At 67.1% G+C, this 20,131-nt stretch carries 19 protein-coding genes and 1 other RNA gene; 13 read left to right on the top strand and 7 right to left on the bottom strand.

Annotation, left to right across the window (positions count from 1 at the left end):
* Positions 1-26: 26 nt before the first annotated feature.
* The 3 genes from GGC47_RS06825 to GGC47_RS06835 form a co-directional block, all read right to left on the bottom strand.
* Positions 27-968 carry a diguanylate cyclase domain-containing protein gene (locus tag GGC47_RS06825; protein WP_142021789.1) on the bottom strand — a complete coding sequence of 314 codons (942 nt, stop codon included), beginning with the start codon at positions 966-968 and terminating at the stop codon, positions 27-29.
* A 99-nt stretch (positions 969-1,067) separates the two neighbouring features.
* Positions 1,068-1,886, bottom strand: a complete 819-nt coding sequence (locus tag GGC47_RS06830; protein WP_142021790.1) for an N-acetylmuramoyl-L-alanine amidase — start codon at positions 1,884-1,886, stop codon at positions 1,068-1,070.
* Between the two features lie 11 nt (positions 1,887-1,897).
* Positions 1,898-2,647 carry a TerB family tellurite resistance protein gene (locus GGC47_RS06835; RefSeq protein WP_142021791.1) on the bottom strand — a complete coding sequence of 250 codons (750 nt, stop codon included), beginning with the start codon at positions 2,645-2,647 and terminating at the stop codon, positions 1,898-1,900.
* Between the two features lie 456 nt (positions 2,648-3,103).
* On the opposite strand from GGC47_RS06835, the gene GGC47_RS06840 reads away from it, so the two are divergent.
* A complete protein-coding gene (locus GGC47_RS06840) occupies positions 3,104-3,691 on the top strand; it encodes a lytic transglycosylase domain-containing protein (protein WP_185747937.1) in 588 nt (195 codons plus the stop codon).
* Between the two features lie 56 nt (positions 3,692-3,747).
* Positions 3,748-4,139: RNase P RNA component class A (rnpB, locus tag GGC47_RS06845), an RNA gene on the top strand.
* A 64-nt stretch (positions 4,140-4,203) separates the two neighbouring features.
* On the opposite strand, the gene GGC47_RS06850 is transcribed toward rnpB, so the two are convergent.
* Complete coding sequence (locus GGC47_RS06850; RefSeq protein WP_038358895.1) at positions 4,204-4,626, bottom strand: organic hydroperoxide resistance protein; 423 nt, start codon at positions 4,624-4,626, stop codon at positions 4,204-4,206.
* A gap of 147 nt (positions 4,627-4,773) precedes the next feature.
* Here GGC47_RS06850 and GGC47_RS06855 point away from each other — a divergent pair, with 147 nt between their 5' ends.
* The 9 genes from GGC47_RS06855 to murD all read left to right on the top strand — a co-directional run bounded on the left by GGC47_RS06855 (position 4,774) and on the right by murD (position 14,758).
* Positions 4,774-5,256, top strand: coding sequence for a MarR family winged helix-turn-helix transcriptional regulator (locus GGC47_RS06855; RefSeq protein WP_142021793.1), 483 nt, complete (start codon positions 4,774-4,776; stop codon positions 5,254-5,256).
* Positions 5,257-5,595: 339 nt separating this feature from the next.
* The gene (locus GGC47_RS06860) at positions 5,596-6,069 is read left to right on the top strand and encodes a division/cell wall cluster transcriptional repressor MraZ (protein WP_051987495.1); all 474 of its coding nucleotides are present in this window, start codon (positions 5,596-5,598) and stop codon (positions 6,067-6,069) included.
* On the top strand, positions 6,066-7,106 hold the full coding sequence (rsmH, locus tag GGC47_RS06865; RefSeq protein ID WP_191123943.1) for a 16S rRNA (cytosine(1402)-N(4))-methyltransferase RsmH: 1,041 nt from the start codon (positions 6,066-6,068) through the stop codon (positions 7,104-7,106). The genes GGC47_RS06860 and rsmH overlap by 4 nt, the downstream gene beginning before the upstream one ends.
* A 2-nt stretch (positions 7,107-7,108) precedes the next feature.
* Complete coding sequence (gene ftsL, locus GGC47_RS06870; protein WP_112763959.1) at positions 7,109-7,495, top strand: cell division protein FtsL; 387 nt, start codon at positions 7,109-7,111, stop codon at positions 7,493-7,495.
* Positions 7,492-9,270 (top strand): peptidoglycan D,D-transpeptidase FtsI family protein, encoded by a 1,779-nt coding sequence (locus GGC47_RS06875; RefSeq protein ID WP_191123944.1) that lies wholly within the window; start codon positions 7,492-7,494, stop codon positions 9,268-9,270. Before ftsL ends, GGC47_RS06875 begins: the two co-directional genes overlap by 4 nt.
* Before the next feature lie 27 nt (positions 9,271-9,297).
* Complete coding sequence (locus GGC47_RS06880; protein WP_429067440.1) at positions 9,298-10,749, top strand: UDP-N-acetylmuramoyl-L-alanyl-D-glutamate--2,6-diaminopimelate ligase; 1,452 nt, start codon at positions 9,298-9,300, stop codon at positions 10,747-10,749.
* Positions 10,749-12,173 (top strand): UDP-N-acetylmuramoylalanyl-D-glutamyl-2,6-diaminopimelate--D-alanyl-D-alanine ligase, encoded by a 1,425-nt coding sequence (locus tag GGC47_RS06885; protein WP_429067441.1) that lies wholly within the window; start codon positions 10,749-10,751, stop codon positions 12,171-12,173. Before GGC47_RS06880 ends, GGC47_RS06885 begins: the two co-directional genes overlap by 1 nt.
* 37 nt (positions 12,174-12,210) lie before the next feature.
* Positions 12,211-13,293 carry a phospho-N-acetylmuramoyl-pentapeptide-transferase gene (mraY, locus tag GGC47_RS06890; RefSeq protein ID WP_113252483.1) on the top strand — a complete coding sequence of 361 codons (1,083 nt, stop codon included), beginning with the start codon at positions 12,211-12,213 and terminating at the stop codon, positions 13,291-13,293.
* Between the two features lie 10 nt (positions 13,294-13,303).
* Positions 13,304-14,758, top strand: coding sequence for a UDP-N-acetylmuramoyl-L-alanine--D-glutamate ligase (gene murD, locus GGC47_RS06895; RefSeq protein WP_429067444.1), 1,455 nt, complete (start codon positions 13,304-13,306; stop codon positions 14,756-14,758).
* Between the two features lie 6 nt (positions 14,759-14,764).
* On the opposite strand, the gene GGC47_RS06900 is transcribed toward murD, so the two are convergent.
* From GGC47_RS06900 to GGC47_RS06910, 3 genes are read right to left on the bottom strand one after another with little or no spacing between them, the layout of a single operon-like run.
* On the bottom strand, positions 14,765-15,388 hold the full coding sequence (locus tag GGC47_RS06900; RefSeq protein WP_429067446.1) for an Isoquinoline 1-oxidoreductase subunit: 624 nt from the start codon (positions 15,386-15,388) through the stop codon (positions 14,765-14,767).
* Positions 15,388-17,568, bottom strand: coding sequence for a xanthine dehydrogenase family protein molybdopterin-binding subunit (locus tag GGC47_RS06905; protein WP_429067449.1), 2,181 nt, complete (start codon positions 17,566-17,568; stop codon positions 15,388-15,390). Before GGC47_RS06905 ends, GGC47_RS06900 begins: the two co-directional genes overlap by 1 nt.
* A 3-nt stretch (positions 17,569-17,571) precedes the next feature.
* A complete protein-coding gene (locus GGC47_RS06910; protein ID WP_112764050.1) occupies positions 17,572-18,030 on the bottom strand; it encodes a (2Fe-2S)-binding protein in 459 nt (152 codons plus the stop codon).
* Between the two features lie 201 nt (positions 18,031-18,231).
* Between GGC47_RS06910 and GGC47_RS06915 the strand changes: the two genes are divergently transcribed.
* Positions 18,232-18,855, top strand: a complete 624-nt coding sequence (locus GGC47_RS06915; protein ID WP_051987493.1) for a TetR/AcrR family transcriptional regulator — start codon at positions 18,232-18,234, stop codon at positions 18,853-18,855.
* Positions 18,856-18,997: 142 nt separating this feature from the next.
* On the top strand, positions 18,998-20,131 hold the full coding sequence (locus GGC47_RS06920) for an FtsW/RodA/SpoVE family cell cycle protein (protein ID WP_038358876.1): 1,134 nt from the start codon (positions 18,998-19,000) through the stop codon (positions 20,129-20,131).

Here is a 20,131-nt window from a genome sequence, read left to right on the forward strand (position 1 = left end):
GCGCTGCACCGGGGCCTATACGAGACTCACTGTGCCAGGCGCAATGGCGGGCTTGCCAGGGGACGATCGAACATCTGCAAGGTGTTGCCGCCGGTCATGCCGGCGACGTGAAGCGCGGCATGGGCCTCGGCGAAGAGGGCCGCGGGATCGCGGTGGCGTTCGCCATTGAGGACGACGGCGCCGATCGAGATCGTGAAGTCGATCACCGCATGTCCGCGCATGATCGGGCGGGACAACAGATGCTGCGCGTTCTCGAGACTGGCGGCGAGGCGCTGCTGCCCGGCCGACATCCGCAGCAGCAGGGCGAACTGGCTCTTGCCGATGCGGCTGCTGGCGAAAGCATCGGGGAAGAGCCGGGCGAGCCGCTCTTCGAAGCGGAGCAGCAATTCATCGCTGGCCGCTGGCCCGAAAGCATCGACGATGTCGTGAAAATCATCGATGTCGAGCATAATCAGCGCGAAGGTTTCCTGTTCGAAGCGCCGGTCGAGCAAGGCCTGGGCGACGAGGTCCTCGAAGCTGCGCCGAGCCGAGCGCTCGACGAGTGGATCGCGCTGTTTCAGCGTGGCGAGGCCTGTCCAAAGGCCTTTCTCGGCGGTGACATCCTGCTTCGAGCCGAAGATGCGGAACGGGCGGCCATGCTGATAGCCGACGCCGACGATCAGGCGCATCCAGCGCTTCTCGTTGCTTGCGGTGCGAATGCGGCAGTCGAGGGAGAAGGCCTCGCCGGTGCGGATCGCCTTGCTGCGCAGCCGATCCATCTCGGTGCGCGAGCTTTCCTCATAGAGGTCGAGGATCGAGGAACGCTGGATCGTCGAGCCACGCTGCAGGCCGAACAGATCGTAGACCCCGTCGGTCCAGCTCAGCGACACGTTTGCGAGATTGCACTCCCAGGCCCCGATGGAGGAGGGCTTGCCGGAAACCCGACAGAGCTCCGAAGCGATGCGCTGCTGCTCGATGTTCAAGGCCATCCCCTCCGGTCGCCTAGCCGGACAAACTACAATAGAGCAGGGGAGTTAAGCGAGCCTTGTGAGAGCTTCCCGGGCATGCGGCTCCTCACGGGATCGCGATCAGGCCATGCGCGCGCCCTGCGTCGCGGCGAGCAGGTCGCGTAACGTCGTGATCGTGGAGGAATCGGCGACGCCGTCGACCTTCTCCGGGCGCCAGTGGCGCTGGAAGGCGGCGACGACCGCTTCCAGCTTCTCGTCGAAGACGCCGTCGACCGCGACGCCATAGCCGAGCATGGCGAACATGGCCTGCAGCGCCTCGACCGGCTGGCCGCTCTCGCCACGGGCGAAGAAGCGCCCGCCGCGAATCGGTGGGGCTTCAGTCCAGAGGCCGACGCCGCCTTCCGCGAAATGCCGCCAGGGAAATTTCTCGCCGGGGTCGATCTTGCGGCCGGGCGCAACGTCCGAATGGGCGAGCACCCGCTCGGGTGGGATCGACCAGCGCTCGCAGATGTCGCGGCAGAGGTTCAGCGTCGCCGCGATCTGCGCATCGGGAAAGTCGGGCAGGCCGCCGGGGTGGCCGGGATTGGCGATCTCGATGCCGATCGAGCAGGAGTTGATGTCGGTCTCGCCGGCCCAGTGCGAGGCGCCGGCATGCCAGGCACGCCGGCCCTCCGGCACGAGCTGGAGCGTATGGCCGTTCTCGAAGACGAAATAATGCGAGGAGACCTGCGAGACCGGGTTGCACAGCCATTGCAGCGCCTCTCCCGCGACCGGCATGCCGGTGTAGTGCAGGATCAGCATGTCGGGCCGGCGGCCGGGCGTGCCATCGGGGTTCTTCCGCTCGCCATGGTTGGGCGAGGGGAAGATCTTGGCGGCAAAGCGGCTATCCGGCCCGGCTGAGGCGGGATTGGCGGCGGCGGGGCTGGCGATCTCGTCCATGGGATGGCGTGTCAGGCGGGCTGATGCGAGAGGCGGCGATGCAGGCCGCGCTCGTGCTGGATCGCATCCCAGGCGGCATTGACGGCCGCGAGACGCTTGGTCGCGATCGCGACGGCTTCGGCCGGAAGGCCGCGCGCGATCTCGCGGTCCGGATGCGTCGCCGCGACGAGGCGGCGATAATGCCGTTTCAGCTCGTCATCGTTCATCTCGCGGTTGGCGCCGATGACCAGATAGGGATCGTCGCGGCGGCGGACATGCCGCGCCTCGATGCGGGCGAAGTCGCTGTCGGCGATGCCGAAGATACCGGCGACGGCACGGAGATAGGCATGCTCGGCCTCATGGATCGCGCCATCGGCGGCCGCGATCAGGAAGAGGCCGTCGAGCACGTCCTCCAGCAGCGCCGGCTCGTCATGGAACGCGCCCGCGATCTGCGTGGCATAGGCCTCGAAGCCGGCGCTGGTCTGCTTGGCGAGATTGAACAGCGCCTCGACACGCTCCTGCTGATCGGCCGGCACGTCGACGATGCGCCGGAACGCGGTGACCTCGTCACAGGTCACGACACCGTCGGAGCGCGCCATCTTGGCGGCCAGCGCGACGAGGCCGGTGGTGAAGACGAGCTCGCGCGGGGCCGGGCCGAAGGGAGCGCCTTCGCGATCGATCAGCACATGCCCGGCGAGAGCCCCCAGGAGCGCGCCCAACGGGCCGCCGAGCGCGAGCCCAAGCCCGCCGCCACCGAGCGCACCCCAGAATGATGAAGCCATAAAAGGCCGGGTCTCCCGTGAATCCCATGCGCCGAAGCGCGGCCTGCATGATGGGAGCGCGAAGGGCTGCGATCAAGAGGCGGCCGGTCGACGAGCCCGCAGCGCGACGGCCTGACGCATCGAATCGTACGAATTGATCGGAATGCGGCGGAAACGTGGCCGCGATTCGCTTTTGTTGCTTCGCGGCGCCTCCCGATGCGCCGGCGAAGCTTATAGGGCCGCCGAATACGTTTAAATACTTCACAGCTTAATATAGATTAAATTCCGCGTTGCACAATCTACATGGTCTTTTTCTGTCGATGACGCCAGATTATGGACACATTCCATCAGCATTTGACCGCACCTTCCAATCAGTTCTGTCCAGATGAGGTTCGGTTCATCATGCGGTATGTCTTTGGCGGTCTCGCTGCTGCGCTCCTGATTAGCCTTCCCGCGATTGCGTCGGCGGGGGAATTCGTGAACGCGGAAACGGACCCCAGGGCGCTGCTCGTTCGCGACGCGGAAATCGCTCGTGAGAAGGCCGGCGACACGACTGGAAGCCTGGGCGCTGCCGCGACCAAGGCGGTGGCGAAAGCAGGCAAGGAAGCCCGCGCCGCCGCGAAGGAAGATCTCCGCCACGTCAAGGCCGCCGAGGCGCGTTCCGGCAGGACGCCGCTCGCCGCGCCGGCCGGTTCCGAGGGGCTGAGGGCGCTGGTCGCCCGCCATGCCGCCGAGAATGGGATTCCGTTCTCGTTGGCCGATGCCGTGGTGCGGATCGAGAGCCGCTACAACCCGCGCGCATCCCATGCCGGCAATTTCGGCCTGATGCAGATCCGCCATCAGACTGCACGCGGCCTGGGCTATTCCGGCGGTGCGAACGGGCTGCTCGATGCCGAGACCAACGCCCGCTACGGCATGAAATATCTGGCGATGGCCTATCGGATGGCCGGCGGCGATACCTGCCGCACCGTCATGAAGTACCAGAGCGGCCATATGACGACGCATATGAACGGCGCCAACCGCACCTACTGTGCCAAAGTGCGCACCATCACCGCTCGCAACTGACTGCTATTTTGCGGCCGCGCTTGACGCCGGCCGCGCCAGCGCGCATCTCCCCCTCGCCAGTCGGCCGGACGGCCGCTCTCGCTTGCGAGGGAGGAAAGTCCGGGCTCCACGGAAACACGGTGCCGGATAACGTCCGGCGGGGGCGACCCCAGGGAAAGCGCCACAGAGATCGAACCGCCTTCGGCTTCGGCCGCAGGTAAGGGTGAAAAGGTGCGGTAAGAGCGCACCGCGGGCCCGGCAACGGGGCCGGCATGGCAAGCCCCACCGGGAGCAAAACCGAATAGGGACGATGCTTTCCGCGCAAGCGGGGAGGGGCTGGTTTCTGAGCCTTGTCGTCCGGGTTGGTTGCTCGAGGCGTGCAGCAATGCGCGTCCCAGAGGAATGGCCGTCACGTTGCGGAAGAAATTCCGCAGCCATCCAGAACCCGGCTTATAGGCCGACTGGCACCTATCGGATGCGGAAAGGGCCGGGAGCGATCCCGGCCCTTTCGCTTGTCCTGCACCGTGCGGCTCTCAGGCGACCTTCAGCTCGACGTCGATGTTACCGCGCGTGGCGTGGGAATACGGGCAGACGATATGGGCCTTCTGGACGAGGTCCTCGACCACCGCCCTGTCGACGCCGGGGACGGAGATCGTCAGCTTGGCCGCAATGCCGAAGCCGGTGCCGTCGTCGCGCGGGCCGATGCCGATATCGGCGCTGACTCGGGCATCCTCCGGGATCTTCACCTTCTCCTTGCCGGCGACGAACTTCAGCGCGCCGAGGAAACAGGCCGAATAGCCCATCGAGAAGAGCTGCTCGGGATTGGTGCCGTCGCCGCCGCCGCCGCCGAGTTCCTTCGGCGTGTTCAGCACGAGCTTGACGTTGCCGGTATCGGTCGCGGCCTGGCCTTCGCGGCCGCCGGTGGCGGAGCCATGGGCGGTGTAGAGGATCTTCATGGTCGGGTTCCTTCTCTCTCGGGTGAACCAATGATTGCCATTTAGATTGTGCGCAATTAGATTGTCAACAATGAAATTTGAGATGATCACGCGGAGTTGATTGTCGCTCCGGTTTCGGCTTTGCGTTGAGAAGGCGATGGCAGAGGCATGATGGTGTCCGGGGACAAATCCGACCGCGAGCAGAGCGACGCCGCAACGCCGCGGCTCGACCAGCAATTGTGCTTCGCGATCTATCAGGCGAGCCATGCCTTCAACCGCGTCTACCGGCCGGTGCTGGCCGAGCTCGGGCTGACCTATCCGCAATATCTCGTCATGCTCGCATTGTGGGAAGATGACGGGCCGACGGTGAAGGTGCTCGGCGAAAGGCTGATGCTGGATTCCGGCACGCTGACGCCGCTGCTGAAGCGGCTCGAGAGCGCGGGCATCCTCCGCCGCGAGCGTGACGCGGTCGATGAGCGGCAGGTGCGCATCCATCTGAGCGAGAAGGGCGAGGCCCTGCGGGCGAGGGGGCGTCGCGTTCAGGAGGCGATCGGCTGTGCGCTGGGGGCGACCGCGCCCGGCGCCAAGGGGCTGCGCGAGCAGCTCGGCCTTGTCCGGGATGCCCTGCTGGCGGCCGCCCGCGAGGATTGAGCGGAATTTTTTTGCAGGCTCTCGCTCGGTCCGCCGCTTTGAATTGCGGCGGAAACGAGGCGAATTCCCCGTGCTTACGGATACTTAACCATAACGGGCTGTGATGGCAGCGAGCCATCGCAGGCACCGACTCGTGCCGGCGATTCCATTGACGCCCATGATTGCCCATGATATCCCAAATCATCCCGTCGAAGCCGACAGGCAGTTCTCAGATCAGGCTCCGTGTGCCGCGCGGATTTTGGTCGCCGGGCGCTGCTTGCCTGCTTCGACGGAGGGGTTTTCCGCCGCACGGATCTGCGTCCGGCGGTGATGTGGAGAGCAGGCCGGGAGGCGGCGTTGATGGACCGCTTCGTCTCGAACTTCACCAACCGGCTGGACGCCAAGGGGCGCGTTTCCATTCCTTCGAGCTTTCGCTCCGTTCTCGCGAAGGACGGCTACGAGGGGCTTTACGTCCATCAGGGGCTCGACCTGCCGGCGCTCGATGCCGGGGGCAATGCGCTGCGGGCGACGATCGACGACATCCTGGCGCGCTTCTCGCCGTTCTCGGACGAGTGGGAGCTGCTCTCGACGGCGCTGAACGGCACCTCGGAGGTGCTGAAGGTCGACCCGGAGGGGCGGATCGTGCTGAGCGAGGCGCTGAAGGCGCATGCCGGCATCGGCGACGCGGTGACGTTCGTCGGGCATGGCCACAAATTCCAGATCTGGGAGCCGGAGCGCTTCCGCGCCCATCTCGACGCGGCGCGGAGCCGGCTGCGCGACGTCAAGCGGACGCTTGGAGGATTGACCGTTACGGCAGGAGGTTCGAGCTCATGACGGACCAGGGTGACCGTCGTGACGGTGCCGGTGGCGAGGCGCCTCGTCACGTGCCCGTGCTTCTCGCGGAGGTTCTGGCCGCGCTCGCGCCGAAGCCGGGCGGGCGCTATCTCGACGGCACCTTCGGGGCAGGGGGCTACAGCAAGGCGATCCTCGATGCCGCGCCGGATGCGATCCTGCTCGGGCTCGACCGTGATCCGAGCGCGATCGCGGGCGGGGCCGATCTGGTTGCGGCGATGGCCGGGCGGCTGACGCTGTCTCAGGCGCGCTTCGGCGAACTCGCCGAGGAGGCCGAGCGCTTCCGTATGGTCCCGCTCGACGGCGTCGTGCTCGATATCGGCGTCTCGTCGATGCAGATCGATCAGCCCGAGCGCGGCTTTTCGTTCCGCTTCGACGGTCCGCTCGACATGCGCATGAGCGGCGAGGGGCAGAGCGCCGCCGACGTCGTCAACGAGGCCGAGGAAGGGCTGCTCGCCAATATCTTCTATCACTATGGCGAGGAGCGCCGTTCGCGCGCCGTGGCGCGGGCCGTGATCGAGGCGCGCCGCAAGGCGCCGCTGGCCACAACGAAGCAGCTTGCCGATCTCGTCGCCGGCATCGTCAGGGGCGAGCCCGGCGGCGCGCACCCGGCGACACGGGTGTTCCAGGCGCTGCGCATCGCGGTCAATGACGAGCTCGGCGAGCTGGTTCGCGCCCTGCATGCGGCGGAAGCCGTGCTGGGTCCGGGCGGACGGCTGGTGGTCGTCACCTTCCATTCGCTGGAAGACCGCATCGTCAAGCAGTTCCTGGCCGAACGCTCCGGCCGCGTCCCGTCCGGCTCGCGCCATGCGCCGGCGGTCGCGGCGAGGCAGCCGACCTTCCGCCTCGTCGAGAGGGGCGCGGTCGCGCCGTCCGAGGCGGAGATGCGGGCCAATCCGCGCGCACGCTCGGCCAAGCTGCGCGTCGCCGAGCGCCTCGATGCGCCGCCGCGCCGGGCCGAGGCCGGGCTCGTCGCGCTCGCCGGCATTCCCGAACCCTCGCCACGCCGGAGAAGCTGAGCGTGATCAAGTTTCTCCATGTCATCGCCATCGGCGCGCTCGTCTCCTCGGCGGTCTATGCCTACACGATCAAGTACGAGACGACGCTGGCGACCGAGCACCTGCAGAAGCTCAAGACCAAGACGCAGCGCGAGCGCGACGCGATCCAGGTGCTCAAGGCGGAATGGCAGTTCCTCAACCGCCCTGACCGCATCCAGACGCTGGCCGACCGGCATCTCGATCTGCAGCCCTTCCAGGCGACGCAGGTGGTGAAGCCGTCCGAGATTCCCAATCGCGGCCCCAAGGTCGATGCCATCGGCCGCAAGCTCGAGGATCTGGGCCTCGGCCTGCCGACGGAGACGCCGAGGAGCGCTAAGGCGAGCGCGACCACGCCCGGAGCCATGCCATGACCGACACGACCCGGACCGAACAGGCCTCCGCGGCCGAGACGGAAATCTTCGAGGCGCCCGTCCAGCGTTCGCGTCTCGCCTGGCTGCGCGACGTCTTCCATATGAGTGGCGAGAAGGCGCAGCCGCGCGTCGGCCTCGTCATCCTCGGCTTCTCGGTGCTGTTCATCGCGATCACCGCCCGGCTCGCGCTGCTGGCGACGCTGCCGAACGAGCAGGTCGGCATCCGGCGGGCGAGCTCGAACGCGATTTCGGCGGCCCGGCCCGACATCGTCGACCGCAACGGCGAGATCCTCGCCACCGATATCGGCGTCGTCTCGGTCTTCGCCGAGCCGCGCAAGATCCTCGACAAGGACGAGGCGACCGAGCTTTTGACGGCGGTGCTACCCGAACTTGACGCCAAGGATCTGCGCGACAAGCTCGGCACCAAGAAGGGCTTCGTCTGGGTCAAGCGCGAGATCACCCCGCGCCAGCAGGCGGAGGTCTACCGCCTCGGGATACCCGGCGTCGGCTTCCTGCCCGAGCACAAGCGCTTCTACCCGAACGGCCCGGCCGCGGCCCATGTGCTCGGCTTCGCCAATATCGACAATATCGGTATCGCCGGGATGGAGAAGTACATCGACTCGCAAGGGCTGCAGGACCTGAACGGCGCCGGCCTCACCAGCCAGGCGAGCGACCTGAAGCCGATCAAGCTCTCGATCGATTTGCGCGTCGAGCATGTGCTGCGCGACGAGTTGGTCAAGGGCATGGAGCGTTTCAAGGCGATCGCCGCCGCGGGCGCGATCATGGACGTCACCACCGGCGAGGTCATTGCGCTGGTCTCGCTGCCGGATTTCGACCCGAACAATCCGGTCGATGCGCTGGAGAAGGACCGGATCAACCGGATGAGTGTCGGCGTCTACGAGATGGGCTCGACCTTCAAGGCCCTGACCATCGCGATGGCGCTGGATTCCGGCAAGGTCAACATCAACTCCAGCTTCTCGACCGCCGGCGGGATGATGCGGTTCGGCCGCCAGGTCATCAAGGAATATCACGGCACCGGCCGGACCCTGACTGTCCCCGAGGTCTTCGTGCATTCCTCGAACATGGGCTCGATCAAGATGGCGCTGGCCGTCGGCGTCGAGGGCCATAAGGCTTTCCTCAAGAAGATGATGCAGCTCGACCGGATGACGACGGAGTTGCCGGAGAGCGCTGCCCCGATCGTTCCGCAGCGCTGGGGCGAGATCAACACCGCGACCATCGCCTTCGGCCACGGCCTTGCCGTCGCGCCGCTGCAGGCGATCGCTGCGGTCGGCGCGCTGGTCAATGGCGGCTATCTGATGAAGCCGACCTTCCTGAAGCGCTCGCAGGAGGAGGCGATGCAGGTCGCGACCCGCGTGATCAAGCCGGAGACCTCCGAGGCGCTGCGCTTCATCATGCGCATCAACGGCGAGAAGGGTTCGGCCAAGAAGGCGGATGTCGCCGGCTATTTCGTCGGCGGCAAGACCGGCACGGCCGAGAAGGTCATCGGCGGTCGCTATTCCAAGAACAAGAACTTCACCACCTTCACGGCCATCGTGCCGTCCGACAAGCCGCGCTATCTCTTCCTCACCATCTATGACGAGCCGAAGGGCTATGCCGAGAGCGGCGGTTATTCGACTGCGGCCTGGAACGGCGGCGTTACCACGGGCAAGCTGATCGAACGCGCGGCTCCGCTGCTCGGCGTCGCACCGCGCTTCGACCCGCCGCCTTCGCCCTTCCCGCTGATGGCGAAGCTCGGGGCCTGGGGCTCGCGCTGATCTCGGCCTATAACGGTGAGCATGACGATGACCGGACTGAGCCTCGGAGACCTCTTTCCCGAGACCTTCGAGGCTGACGCCGCCAGTCAGCCAGTGCATGGCGTCGCCTTCGACAGCCGCAAGGTCACGGGGGACGACGTCTTCGTCGCGCTTGCCGGTGCCAAGGCGGATGGCGCGCGCTTCATCATGGATGCGGTGGGGCATGGCGCCATCGCCGTCGTTTCGGGCGGCCCGCGCCCGGCGGATCTGCCGGCCGGCGTCGCCTTCGCCGAGGTCGAGGACCCGCGCCTCGCGCTGGCGCTGGCGGCGGCGAAGCTCCATCCGCGCCAGCCCGAAACCATCGTCGCTGTGACAGGGACGAGCGGAAAATCCTCGGTCGCCGACTTCACCCGCCAGATCTTCCAGTCGCTCGGGCGTTCCTCCGCCAGCGTCGGCACGATCGGCGTTGTCACCGCGAAGGGTGCCGATTACGGCTCGCTGACCACGCCCGACCCGCTTTCGCTGCATGCCACGCTCGACAGGCTGGCCGGCGAGGGCGTCTCCCATCTCGCGATGGAGGCCTCTTCGCATGGGCTCGACCAGCGCCGGCTCGATGGGGTGCGTCTGAAGGCAGGAGCCTTCCTCAATCTCGGCCGCGACCATCTCGACTATCACCCGAGCGTCGAGGATTACCTCGCCGCCAAGCTCCGGCTCTGGGAATTGCTGCCGGCCGGGGCGCCGGTTGTGATCAACCGGGACGAGCCCTATGCCGAAGAGGCGGCGCGCGCCGCTGAAGCAGGCGGGCACCCGATCATCGGCGTCGGCCGCAAGGGCGAGACGCTGACGCTGCTGGCCAATGAGCGGGACGGTTTCGTGCAGCGGCTGACCATCGGTTTCGGCGGTGAGCAGCTTTCCGTCTCGCTGCCGCTGGTCGGTGACTTCATGGCCGGAAACGCGCTGGTCGCGGCTGGGCTCGCCATCGCGACCGGCGAGGATAAGCGACGGGCGTTGGGGGCGATTTCCGGGCTGGCGGGCGTAGCGGGGCGGCTCGAACGGGTCGGCGAAGCCAATGGCGCGCTCGTTGTCGTCGACTACGCCCACAAGCCCGATGCCCTCGCCGCGGTCCTGACGACGCTTCGTCCCTATGCGACGGGGCGGCTGATCTGCGTCTTCGGCTGCGGTGGCGACCGCGACAAGGGCAAGCGCCCGTTGATGGGCGCCATCGCAGCCGAGAAGGCCGACATCGCCATCGTCACCGACGACAATCCGCGCAGCGAGGATCCGTCGGTGATCCGGGCCGAGATCATGGCCGCCTCGCCGAGGCTCCTGGAAATCGGCGACCGCGAGGAGGCGATCAGAAGCGCGGTATGCATGCTGATGCCTGGGGATTTGCTGGTCGTGGCCGGAAAAGGCCATGAAACCGGCCAGATCGTGGGCGAGCGCACATTGCCGTTCTCCGATCACGACGTGGTCCGGAAAGCGTTGTCGGAGATCCAGTGATGAGCGCGCCCCTGTGGAGCGGAGACAAGTTGATCGCCGCGCTTGGCGCGCGGTCCGAAGGCGCCGTGCCGCCGGTTGTGACCGGCGCCTCGATCGACACCCGCACGCTGGAGCCCGGCGACGTCTTCTTTGCCATCACCGGCGAGGCGCGTAACGGGCACGACTTCGTCAAGGGCGCGCTGGAGAAGGGCGCGGCGCTCGCGGTGATCGATGAGGCCCATGCGGCGGAATTCAACGGGGCGGGCGCGCTCGCCATCGTTCCCGATGTGCTCAAAGCGATGGAGGCTGCCGGCTCGGCCCGCCGGGCGGAGCTGAAGGCCGGTGTCGTCGCCGTCACCGGATCGGTCGGCAAGACCGGCACCAAGGAGGCGCTGCGCCTCGTGCTGTCGCGCCAGGGCAAGACCCATGCTCCGGTCGCCTCCTACAACAACCATTGGGGCGTGCCGCTGACGCTGGTTCGCACCCCGGCCGATGTCGCCTATGGCGTTTACGAGATCGGCATGAACAGCCCCGGCGAGATCGTGCCGCTGGCGCGGCTGGTGCGCCCGCAGGTCGCCATCGTCACCACGATCGCGCCGGTGCATCTCGCCGCCTTCGCCTCGCTCGAAGGCATCGCGGAGGAGAAGGCCGGGGTCTATTGGGAGCTCGAAAAGGGCGGCACGGCGATCGTCAATGCCGACATCCCGCAATCCGAACTGCTGCGCGACATCGCCAAATCCGGTCCAGCCGGGCGGATCATCACTTTCGGCGAAAGCCCCGATGCCGATGTCCGGCTCGTCTCCTGCGCGCTGAAGCCCGACATCTCGACGGTCGAGGCGCGGGTGCTCGGCCAACCGGTGACCTACAAGCTCGGCAGCCCGGGCAAGCATATCGTGCTGAATTCGCTCGCTGTGCTCGCCGCCGTCCATGCGCTCGGCGCCGATCTCGCGCTGGCCGCGCTGGCGCTCGCCGATCTCAGGCCGCCGGCGGGACGTGGCGCGCGACAGGTGCTGCAGATGCCGGGCGGACGCTTCACGCTGCTCGACGAAAGCTATAACGGCAACCCCGCCTCGATGCGGGCCGCGATCGAGAATCTCGGGCGCCTGCCGGTCGAGGGCAGGGGGCGGCGTATCGCGGTGCTCGGCGACATGCTCGAGCTCGGTCCGAGCGGGGCTGAGCTGCACAAGGGGCTGGCGGGGCCGCTCGTCACGAACGGCATCGACAGGGTCTTCGCCTGCGGGCCGCTGATGAAAGGGCTCTATGAGAGCTTGCCTTCGGCCATGCGGGGGGCTTATGCCCCCGCGGCGGGCGAATTGGAGCCGCTCGTGCTCGAGGCGGTCCGCGCCGGTGACGTCGTCACGGTCAAGGGATCGCTGGGCTCGCGCATGGGGCCGATCGTCAAGGCGCTCCTCGCGCGCTTTCCTGCCGTGCCGTCCGAAGACTGAACCACCCTCCGAACGTTTCCCGAAAGATCACCAAGACATGCTCGCCTGGCTCGCCGAATTGTCCGGCACCTTCCCCGTGCTGAACGTCTTCCGCTACATCACCTTCCGGGCGGGCGGGGCGACGGCGACGGCGCTGCTCTTCGTCTTCTTCTTCGGGCCGGCGGCGATCTCGTGGCTGCGCATCAAGCAGGGCAAGGGCCAGCCGATCCGCGCCGACGGCCCTGAATCGCATCTCGCCAAGCGCGGCACGCCGACCATGGGCGGGCTGATGATCCTGTCCGGTCTGTTCGCCGCCGTGCTGCTCTGGGGCAATCTGCGCAACCCCTATGTCTGGATCGTGCTGGGCGTCACCGCTGCCTACGGCGCCATCGGCTTCTATGACGACTTCCTGAAGGTGACGAAGCAGTCGCATAAGGGTTTCTCGGGCAGGGCGCGCATCGCCATCGAGGTCGTGGTCGCGCTGATCGCCTGCTACCTCATCATGCAGATTCAGCCCCCGGCGATCTCGTCGGGCTTCGCCATGCCCTTCCTCAAGGAAGCGATCATCCCGCTCGGCATCCTGTTCCCGCTGGTCACGGCCTTCGTGGTGGTGGGCGCCGGCAATTCCGTGAACCTGACGGACGGGCTCGACGGGCTCGCCATCGTGCCGGTAATGATCGCGGCCGGCACCTTCGGCTTCATCTCCTATCTCGTCGGCAACGTCATCTTCGCCAACTACCTGCAGATCCATCACGTTCCCGGCGCGGGCGAGCTTGCGGTGATCTGCGGGGCGGTGATCGGGGCGGGGCTCGGCTTCCTCTGGTTCAACGCGCCGCCGGCCCAGATCTTCATGGGCGACACCGGCTCGCTCGGCCTTGGCGGGCTGCTCGGCACCATCGCGGTGGCGATCAAGCATGAGATCGTGCTGGCCGTCGTCGGCGGCCTCTTCGTGGTCGAGGCGCTCTCGGTCATCATCCAGGTCGGGGTGTTCAAGCGCACCGGCAAGCGCGTCTTCCTGATGGCGCCGATCCACCACCATTTCGAGAAGCTGGGCTGGACCGAGCCGCAGGTGGTGATCCGCTTCTGGATCATCTCCGTCGTGCTGGCGCTGGTCGGCCTCGCCACGCTGAAGCTGCGTTGAGAGCGGAAAGATGACGCCCGTCACGGTCTTCGCCGGGCGCAAGGTCGCCCTGTTCGGCCTCGGTGGTTCCGGCCTCGCCACGGCACGCGCGCTGAAGGCGGGCGGTGCCGAGGTCGCCGCCTGGGACGACAATGAGAAAAGCCGCGAGAAGGCGGCGGCCGAGGGCATCGCCGTCGTCGATCTCGCCAGCGCCGACTGGTCGGGCTTCGCGGCTTTCGTGCTCTCGCCCGGCGTGCCGCTGACCCATCCCGAGCCGCACTGGACGGTCGGGAGGGCCAAGGCAGCCGGTGTCGCGATCATCGGCGATGTCGAATTGTTTTTTCTGGAGCGGGCGAAGATCGCGCCGGCTTCTCCGGTCGTCTGCATCACCGGCACCAACGGGAAGTCGACCACGACGGCGCTGATCGCGCATGTGCTGAAGCAGGCCGGTCGCGACGTCCAGATGGGCGGCAATATCGGCACGGCCGTATTGGCGCTGGAGCCGCCGACGGCGAACCGCATCCATGTCATCGAGTGCTCAAGCTACCAGATCGACCTCGCGCCTTCGCTGGCTCCGAGCGTCGGTATCCAGATGAATCTGACGCCGGATCATCTCGACCGGCATGGCTCGCTGGAGAACTATGCGGGGATCAAGGAGCGGCTGGTTTCGGCTGCGGACATCGCCGTGGTCGGCGTCGATGACGAAGCCTCGAAGCAGATGGCGCGTCGCCGCGCCGCCGGAGGTCGCCCGCTGATCAAGATCAGCGGCGAGCAGCCGCTGGACGAAGGCGTCTTCGCCGGTGTCACCGCCAATCAGGGCCGGCTCGATACGCGCATCGTTGAGGTCAAGGACGGCAAGCCGCGCGTCGTCGCCAATCTCGCCGGCATCGGCTCCTTGCGCGGCTCGCACAATGCGCAGAATGCGGCCGCGGCCTTCGCTGCCTGCTCGGCGCTGGGCCTGAGCGCGGGGGAGATCGAAGCGGGCTTCAAGACCTATCCGGGGCTGGCGCACCGCATGGAGGAACTCGGCCGGATCGGCCGCGTCGTCTTCATCAACGACTCCAAAGCCACGAACGCGGATTCCACGGAGAAGGCGCTGACCTCCTTCCGCGATATCTTCTGGATCCTCGGCGGCAAGGCCAAGGAGGGCGGCATCGAGTCCTTGCGCCGCTATTTCCCGAACATCGCCAAAGCCTATCTGATCGGCGCCGCGAGCGACCTCTTCGCCGCGACCTTCGACGATGACGGGCGCGTCGCCTATGAGCACAGCGTCACGCTTGATAAGGCGGTGGCCGATGCGACGCGCGATGCGCTGGCGAAATCCGGCGAGGGCGAGATCGCGGTGCTGCTCTCGCCGGCTTGTGCCTCCTTCGACCAGTTCCCGAATTTCGAGGTGCGCGGCGAGGCGTTCCGCAAGCTGGTCATGGCGTTGCCGGGATTCGAGCCTTTCGGGACTGCCGGAAAGCCGGCTGCCCCGAAAGGGTAGTCAGGTTCAGGACGCCGGGCAGGCAGAGCCGCTATCGGCCCAGGCTTGCATCAGCGCGCCGAATTCTGCCGGCGTGCCGGGAGCGGGCTCGCGACCCTTGCCGGGTTTCCACGCCCAGAGCACGAGACTGTCGGTGGTGACGTGCTTGATCAGCGCGGCGGTGTCACGGCTGCCGTTGCGGTTCTGGTCCTTCAACTGCTCGCAGATCTGGGCGAGGCTCTTGCCCTCCCAGGCCATCGAGGCCGGAGCGAGCGCCCAGTGCTCATTGCCGGGAATGCGGGCGGGATCGTAGTTCTCCTTGCCGTGACAGGTCGCGCATTGCAGACCGGGCGCGCCGTGCCCGTCCTTGCCGCGCACGACGAGCGGCTCATGCAGCTTGCGGATGTCGCCCTGGCGCGGCCGTTCCGTCGCCGGATGGCAGTTCATGCAGCGCGGACTCTGGAGGACCTTGCCCATCTCGTTGAAGAGCGCGACCGAGCGGTCGCGCTGGTTGGCGATCGAGGCGAAGCTCGCAGCCGGGCGCAAGCTCGCGCCGCCGGGCTGAGGGCTGTTCTGCGCCAGCGTCAGCGCGCTGCCGGTGACGCAGACCGCTAGTGCCGCCGCGGCGGCGAGGAGGAGATTGCGGCCCATCAGACGCTGCCTCCCTGCATCGGCAGCTGGCGCGGCCGGCCGTGGCCGAGCGCAGCGAGCGCATTGGCGACAGCCGGGCCGATCGGCGGGACGCCGGGCTCGCCGATACCGCTCGGCTTCTCGGTCGAGGCGATGATCTTGACCTCGACCTCCGGCATCTCGTTGATGCGCAGCGAGCGGTATTCGTGGAAGTTGGTCTGGACCGGCCGGCCGCCATCGAGGGTGATCTGGCCGTAGAGGGCATGGCCAAGGCCGAAGCCGATGCCGCCTTCGACCTGGGCACGGATCACGTCCGGATTGACCGCGACGCCGCAATCCACCGCGCACCAGACCTTATGGACCTTGGGCTCTCCCTCCGGCCCCATCGAGACCTCGGCGATCTGGGCCACGAAAGAACCGAAGCTCTCGACGACGGCGACGCCGCGGGCGCGTCCGTCCACCGGCGCGCCTCCCTTCCAGCCCGCCAGATCGGCGACGGCCTTGAGCACGCCGGCGGCGCGCGGATGCCTGTCGCCCATCATGGCGAGCCGGCCCTGCACCGGGTCCTGCCCGGCGGCTTGCAGCAATTCGTCGACGAAGCATTCGACGGCATAGCCGGTATGGGTATGGCCGACGGAGCGCCACCACAAAGTCGGCACGCCGACCTTGGGATTATGCACCTCGCAACGGAAATCCGGCACCTCGTAGAAGATCTCGTTGGCGCCCTCGACGGAGGTCGCGTCGATGCCGTTCTTGACGACCATCGCCTCGAAGGGCGTGCCGAGGAAGAAGGACTGGCCGACGAGCGTGCTAGACCATGCCGCGATCTTGCCGTCCTTCACCGCGCCGCGGAAGCGATGGACGAAGAGCGGGCGGTAATAGCCGCCTGTCAGATCGTCCTCACGCGTCCAGACCACCTTGACCGGGCGATTCGGGCCGATCGTCTTGGCGACGGTGGCGAGTTCGGCCGCGAGATGCTGGCTGACCTGCGCGCGCCGGCCGAAGCTGCCGCCGGCGAGCATGGTCTCGAGCGTCACCTTCTCCGGCGGCAGGCCGAGGATGCCGGCGATGGTCTGGTGCTCGGTGGTCTGGAACTGGCTGCCGAAACGGGCATGCGCCTTTTCGCCATCCCATTCGAGATAACCGTCGAGCGGCTCCATCGGCGCATGTGCCAGATAGGGGAAGACGAACTCCGCCTCGATGACCTTATCGGCCTTGCCCAGCGCGGCCTCGGCGTCGCCATGGCTGCCGGCGACCGTGCCGGGCTGGCGGACGAGCTTGCGGTACTCGGCGATCAGCTCGGGGCTGCCGCGTTTTTCGGCGGCGCTGTCGTCCCAGGTGACTTTCAGCGCCTCGCGGCCCTTCAGCGCCGGCCACATGCCATTGGCATAGACCGCGACGCCGTAGCCGATCGATTTCACATCGACGACGCCCTTGACCTTGAGCGCCTCGGCCGCATCGAAGCTCGCGACCTTGCCGCCGAAGCGCGGTGAGCGGGCGACGACGACCGTCAGCATGTTCGGCGCGTGGATATCGATGGTGAACTGCGCCTTGCCGCGCGACTTGTCGGCGCTGTCGAGGCGCTTCACGGCGCCTTCCTTGCCGATCAGCTTGTAGGCCGAGGCCGGCTTCAGCGGCGGGTTTTCGGGCACGGGCAGTTTCGAGGCCGCTTCCGCGAACTCCCCGAACGAGCCCTTGCGGCCGGAAGTGTGGCTGATGACACCGTCGGAGACGGTGATCTCGCCGGCGGGAACCTTCCAGGTATCGGCAGCGGCCTGCACCAGCATCATGCGGGCGGCGGCGCCGGCCTTGCGCATCTGCTCCCAGCTATTGGCGATGGCGGTCGAGCCGCCGGTGCCCTGCACCCCGAAGGCGAGGTTGGCATAGAGCTTGACGTCGGCCGGGGCGTGCTCGGCGCGCATCTGGCTCCAGGCGGCGTCCATCTCCTCGGCTGCGAGCGTGGCGAGGCCGGTAAAGGGACCCTGACCGAACTCGATATGCTTGATCAGCACGGTCACGGTCGAGTCGGGCGCGACGCGGATGAAGGCGTTCGGGGCGAAGGTGGCGTTGCCGCCCGGCCGATAGGCCGCGCCGGCGCCGGACTGGGCCTTCGCGGCGCGCGGCAGGTGGAAGCCGATGACGAGGGCGCCGGCGCCGGCCAGCAGCGAGCGGCGGGAGAGCTTGGGATCATGTGCGGTCATGGCTCAGATCTCCAGCGCGCGGGCCGCGTCATGGATCGCGGCGCGGATGCGGACGTACGTTGCGCAACGACAGAGATTGCCGTTCATCGCGAGGTCGATATCGCGATCGGTCGGCTTCTTGTTTTCCTTGAGCAGAGCGATGGCGCTCATCACCTGGCCGGACTGGCAATAGCCGCATTGCGGCACGTCGCGGTTGGTCCAGGCGGCCTGGACGGCGTCCGCCTCCTTGCCGGCGAGGCCTTCGATGGTGGTGATCTCGCTCGTGCCGACCGCCGAGACCGGCGTGACGCAGGAGCGCAGGGGCTGCCCGTCGATGAAGACGGTGCAGGCGCCGCATTGCGCGACGCCGCAGCCGAACTTGGTGCCGGTCAGGCCGATATTGTCGCGGATCGCCCAGAGCAAGGGCGTGTCGTCGTCGACGTCGACGGTATGCGTCGTCCCGTTGACCTTGAGAGAGACCATGGTTGCCTCCGATGCTGGCATGACGCAGCGCGGCACCATGGTGCGGATCGAGGGCTCGCCCTCGATAGCCCGATCTGACATATCAGATGCGGGCGATGTATCCGTAGCCCTGGGTCGCGCGACTGGACTAATTAGACGTTTTGAGTCTAACTAGGATGGTCGCGCGCAGTTTGGATTTTGTCAAGACTGCTGAAGCTGCAAATGTCGGACAGAAGCGAAAGTTCCAGCGCTCTCCCTCTCGAGGATGCGAAGGCCCGCGTCGATCAGATCGCCGATGCGGCGCTGCGGCTGTTCGCCCGCTATGGCTACAAGCGCAGCTCGATGGACGACATCGCCAGGGAAGCCGGGCTCGCCAAGGCGACGCTCTATCTGCATTTCAAGGGCAAGGACGACGTCTTCCGAGCGATGCTGAACCTGATCGGGCGCCGCGTCGAGGCACGTTGCCGTGAGGTCGTCGCGATGCCCGGGCCGTTTCCGGAGCGGCTCGCCGCCTTGCTCCAGGCCCATCACGGGCAGACCTATGCGAGCTTTGGCACAGGCGAGCATCTCGTCGAGCTCAAGGCGGTGATGAATACGATCGCGACGCGCGAGTTGCAGGCCTTCGAGCAAATCTTCGCCCGATGCGCGCGCCTGCTGCTTCAGAAAGCGGAAGCCCGAGGCGAGATCGCGATGGCGCGCGCTTCGATATCGGTCGATGAGTGGATCGCTGGGATGATGTTCGCCGCAACCGGCGCCAAGACGGGCACGCCACCGAGCTGCGAAGCCTATGCGGAGCGGCTTGCCGGCATCGCCCGCATCTTCGCGGCGGCGGTCTCGTCCCGCTGACGACCGTGGACAACCCGCCGATCGCGGGCGTGCAACCGCGCAATGAGGCGCATCGGAATCAATCGGTTAACCATTCATTGACAGAGTGATTCGCCACGAGGCGCGGTCAGGCCGCGCAGAACTTGTCGATGGAATGCCCGCCATGGTCTCCCGCGCCGAACCTTCCCTCAGCGGTCGCTGGTGGTGGTCGATCGACCGCCTGATCCTTGCCGCACTCATCGCGCTGATGGTGTCGGGCGTCGTGCTGCTGATGGCCGGCGGGCCGCCGGTCGCCGAGCGGCTGGGCCTGTCGACTTTCCATTTCGTCAATCGGCAGGCGGCCTATCTCGCCGGCGCGATCGTGATCTTCCTCAGCGTCTCCTTCATGACGCCCCGGCAGGTGCGCCGCGCGGCGCTGATCCTCTATGTCGGCTCGCTCGCCATGGTGGTGGCGACGCTCTATTTCGGCGTCGAGGTCAAGGGCGCGAAGCGCTGGCTGACGCTCGGCCTCCTGGGCTCCGTGCAGCCCTCCGAATTCCTGAAGCCGGCCTTCGTCGTGATCGCCGCCTGGGCCTTCGCCGAGGGAACGCGCCGGCCGGACCTGCCGGGCACGATCCTCGCCATGCTCATCCTGCCGATCTCGATCGCGCCGTTGGTGCTGCAACCGGATTTCGGCCAGACCATGCTGATCAGCCTGGTCTGGGCCGGGCTGTTCTTCGTCGCCGGCCTGCACTGGTTCTGGGTGATCGGGTTAGGGGGTATCGGCGCCACCGGCATCTTCATCGCCTATGAGCTCGTTCCCCACGTTCGCGCCCGCATCGAGCGCTTCATGGACAAGGGCTCGGGCGACTCGTTCCAGGTCGACACCGCGCTCGAAAGCTTCGCGCAGGGCGGCTGGCTCGGGAAGGGGCCGGGCGAGGGCACGGTGAAGCGCATCCTGCCCGACGCGCATACGGACTTCATCTTCGCCGTCACCGCCGAGGAATTCGGCGTGATCGTCTGCATGATCCTGGTGCTGCTGTTCGCGATCATCGTGATCCGCTCGCTGTTCGTGGCGCAGAAATCGGAGGATCCGTTCACGCGGCTCGCCGTGACCGGGCTCGCGCTGCTCTTCGGCATCCAGGCGGCGATCAACATGATGGTCAACCTGCACATGATGCCGGCCAAGGGCATGACGCTGCCCTTCATTTCCTATGGCGGCTCGTCGCTGCTTTCGCTTGCCGTCGGCACCGGCTTCCTGCTCGCGCTGACGCGGCGCCGGCCGCGCTCGGCCGAGCTCGGTTCCTACAGGGGCTGA

Origin of the sequence: Allobosea sp. OAE752 (genome assembly GCF_050433265.1) — a bacterium.
Taxonomy (GTDB): domain Bacteria; phylum Pseudomonadota; class Alphaproteobacteria; order Rhizobiales; family Beijerinckiaceae; genus Allobosea; species Allobosea spartocytisi.